This is a genomic window from Vibrio sp. D420a, assembly GCF_030248625.1.
Lineage (GTDB): Bacteria > Pseudomonadota > Gammaproteobacteria > Enterobacterales > Vibrionaceae > Vibrio > Vibrio fortis_A.
In genome coordinates this window covers 1-588 of record NZ_JAHGAN010000057.1, presented here as the reverse complement: position 1 = coordinate 588, position 588 = coordinate 1, and the positions used below count along the sequence as shown (strand labels likewise).

Sequence of the window (588 nt, the reverse complement as noted above, 5' to 3'; positions counted from 1 at the left end):
CCATAGTCGTTTGTTATGCGTGATTTTTGACGTACTTAGTCATTGCTGTCTCTGAGACTGATAGACCATCAATTCTATATTGATCTTTAAACTCACCAACAACACTAAACCCTGTTTTTAAATAAAGGTTCTTCGCTGGATAATTTTCGGACAACACACATAGGTCAAGCCAGTCAATTGCTTCTTTTTCTTCACAGAAGCTTACTGCGGCATCAATGAGTTTTTGACCAAGACCTTGCTTACGACAAGAAAGATCTACCCCCATTCCCAGCAAAACTCTGTGAGAGCGACTTCCATCTGTATGGTGGCGAAGATCAATATGACCTTTGATACTTCCAGAAGTATCTTTTACAACCCAAAGCTTCCTCCAGCCGGACTCTCCGAATGAATGAGAAAAACCACTTGTGAACTTTTCTCTTGTCGATTCCGGGATTTCTTTCTGCTCTCTGGACATAGGCTGAAAAAGTGGGATTTCTCCATTTCCATTTTCGGACAACTGACTTTCAAGATAAGCGAAGAATGATTCTAGATCCGATTTTTCCGCTTCTACTACTTCCATTTATTTCTCCGTACTCGTAATGACGCATA

At 40.6% G+C, this 588-nt stretch carries 1 protein-coding gene; it reads right to left on the bottom strand.

The window, feature by feature from the left end:
• Nucleotides 1-13: 13 nt before the first annotated feature.
• A complete protein-coding gene (locus tag KI743_RS23205; RefSeq protein ID WP_285468430.1) occupies nt 14-559 on the bottom strand; it encodes an N-acetyltransferase in 546 nt (181 codons plus the stop codon).
• Nucleotides 560-588: the final 29 nt, after the last annotated feature.

Coding starts and splice junctions, on each gene's coding strand:
- KI743_RS23205 (WP_285468430.1), bottom strand. CDS start 559: ATGGAAGTAGTAGAAGCGGAAAAATCGGATCTAGAATCATTCTTCGCT.